This window comes from Finegoldia magna (assembly GCF_003182075.1).
Lineage (GTDB): Bacteria > Bacillota > Clostridia > Tissierellales > Peptoniphilaceae > Finegoldia > Finegoldia magna.
In genome coordinates this window covers 1-2719 of record NZ_QGTH01000008.1, presented here as the reverse complement: position 1 = coordinate 2719, position 2719 = coordinate 1, and the positions used below count along the sequence as shown (strand labels likewise).

The 2719-nt window shown below is 31.8% G+C and carries 4 protein-coding genes; 2 read left to right on the top strand and 2 right to left on the bottom strand.

Going from position 1 to position 2719, the window contains the following annotated elements; translation table 11 throughout:
* Together DES33_RS04375 and DES33_RS04370 are read left to right on the top strand one after the other, a co-directional pair.
* The coding region (locus DES33_RS04375; protein ID WP_146199870.1) for a cell wall-binding repeat-containing protein at window positions 1-273 on the top strand (273 nt) is incomplete at its 5' end.
* Between the two features lie 96 nt (window positions 274-369).
* Window positions 370-1545: an MSCRAMM family protein gene (locus DES33_RS04370; RefSeq protein ID WP_110058183.1), complete on the top strand. Its 1176-nt coding sequence runs from the start codon at window positions 370-372 to the stop codon at window positions 1543-1545.
* 74 nt (window positions 1546-1619) lie between these two features.
* On the opposite strand, the gene DES33_RS04365 is transcribed toward DES33_RS04370, so the two are convergent.
* Window positions 1620-2087, bottom strand: coding sequence for a hypothetical protein (locus tag DES33_RS04365; protein ID WP_110058182.1), 468 nt, complete (start codon window positions 2085-2087; stop codon window positions 1620-1622).
* A gap of 3 nt (window positions 2088-2090) precedes the next feature.
* A complete protein-coding gene (locus DES33_RS04360; RefSeq protein ID WP_110058181.1) occupies window positions 2091-2576 on the bottom strand; it encodes a hypothetical protein in 486 nt (161 codons plus the stop codon).
* Between the last annotated feature and the right edge of the window lie 143 nt (window positions 2577-2719).

The window sequence follows — 2719 nt, the reverse complement described above, 5'->3', positions numbered from 1 at the left end:
ACAAGAATTGCAGGAGCAAACCGTTACGACACTGCTAAGAAGATTTACGAACACGGCTTCAAAGACAGTAAAGAAGTTAACATCGCAAACGGAACAACAGCAGCAGACAGTTTAGTAATAGGCTCAATTGATTGCCCAATATTATTAGTAGAATCAAATGAAATTCCAGAAGCTACAAAACAAGCTTTCGAAGAAGCAAAATTTGAAAAAGTTAATGTATTTGGTGGAGAAAACTCAATAGATGAATCAGTTGTAAAAGAATTGATCAAATAGAGTGAAAAAGTCGCACGATAATATCGTGCGATTTTTTTGGCTAAAATTGGGAAAAAACGCTTCTTTTGTGATATATTATTAAATAGGAGAAGTGTTATGAAAATTTTGAAAAAACTACTATTCGTTTTAGTGGTGATAGTTATGATACCTCAAATCGCCACAGCATCGGAAATAGATAAAATAGACAATATAATCAATCCAAATAGAGGACAAAATGATAGTGTCAGCAAAAAAATCATGCAAAACTTTAAAGCTAACTTATCATTTGCAGTAAAACAAGCGAGGGATGAGGATAATGCTATATTAAAAATTACCGTATTGGACAAAAAAAGCAAACCAATACCAAAAGTTGAGATAATAGTAACTGATCTTCAGACTGGCAAATCTCGAGAAAATCAGACAGATGAAAAAGGAGAAGCACAATTTTATAAGCTTGCACCATCAGAACATTCCGTGAAGGTAGTGTCTGCTCCGTCGGGATATTTCTTCGATGAACAAAGAGTGTTACTTGAAAACAACACCGATAATTCCAAAACTTTGATTGCCAAATCAAGAGAGGACAAGGACAAGAAATACAAAATAACTTATAGAATTACCGACAAATATGCAATTGCCCTAAAAGAAATAGATGTCAGATTACAATCTAATACAAAAGAATACTTGTCAAAAACCGATATGTTTGGTTATGCGTATTTTGAAGTAGAAGATCCTGGAAAATATCAGGTGTACGTGGACAAAATGAGTGAATATTTTGAGAAACATGACAATTTCAAAATCAATGACATTGAGATTAATCCAAATTCAGAAGAATCTATTTATAGTTCACAAATAGACGAACAAATCAAAAAAGAGTTTGAATCAGCACTTATAATCAACGTGAAAAAAGCCGACAAACCACAAGAAAAAGTTCTGGTTTCATTAAAAGATAGAAGAACAGATATGTATGCATTCCAGTACACAAATAAAGAAGGAAAAGTAGTATTCGACAATTTGTTTCCGGGAAACTACGTTCTTACTGTAAATAACGAAGATAGGTTGACTGAAAATGGAGTCGGAGGAGTTATTTTAAAAGAAGGGCAAGTGCGTGAGTTCGATGTAGTATTGTCACAAAGTGATTTGTCTAAGAAATCCCTTGTGGTAGAAAAGAAGGAACACGTCGATGAAAAACTCCCAGAATCGGGAAATAAAGACGAAAGAATGATGATTTTATTCTCTGTGGGAATAATAGTGTTGGCGTATTTATTTTTGAACAAACAAAAAAGAGAAATCTAAAAAAAAGATGATATGTACCCTCTTTACTGGACAAACCAGTAAGGAGAGTACATATCACTTTTGTAGATGCTTTTTCACTGATTTATGTGAGAGAATTCACAACTTTTTATATCATCTTTTATGGTTTTATTCTCACAAAATTGAAATAAATATCTTAATAACTTTATTTTGTCAGTATCTATTTTCTTGTATAGGTCTGTTACTTTTTTATCATTAAACCAATTTATCTTTGTATTAATTTCCCCTCTATGTTCGATATAGTAATCAGCTATGGATTCTAGTTCTTCTTCAAACTGCTTAGCTTTAGCAAAATTAAAAATTGGGAAAATCATTATTGAAACAAGATTTCTTTTATCAATATATTCAGGATTATTTTCAAATTGTTCTTTATAATATGAAAAATCAGTATCTATAATCTCTGCTCTATTTAAATCTTCATAAACTATTAATGCAAGATCTTGAGAATCTTTTTCCAATGTTAAAACCATAATATTTTTAGCATTATACTCTAATTTTAAGAAATAATCTATTATAATTAACACCTCCTATATAGCAGGTAGTACTGCAGGCAAAGCTTCTGGAGCAAAGAAAGCAACCCCTACTATTGCAACAAAAATTCCTGCTGCTATTATTAAATATTTATATTTATTTAAATTCAATTTTCTCCTTTTTATTTCAGCTTTTGCTCTCTTCATGTTCTTTAAATCATTTTGACCTTTCTTATAGTCTTTTGATCCTCTTACCTTCTCCCTAACTTTTTTAGGAACTCCAGATCTTTCTAAGGTCTTTCCATGACTAGGTGTTCCATCTACATTTTCTGTTCCGTGAATACCTCTTTTGTTATTATCAACATGAACGTGTGGTTTTGCATTACTAGATGAAGGCTTATCAACCCTGTATGTCCAACCATTTCCTAAAGAATGCGTCTCCCCATAACCGTAAAAAACAAAGTCATCATCTTCTTCGTCAAGAATATGTGTTCCTGAGTATGACCCAACGTCTATTCCTAAATAATTTAATTCTTTTTCCAAAGCGTTTATAGTTTCATCGCTAGCTTCACCATTTATTGAAGCTTCTTTTGACCTGAACCCGTAAACACGGAATAATTTAATAATATTTTAAGCGGAATGTAATCTGTACATAACAGGGGACATTCCGTTTAATTTTGTTTTAA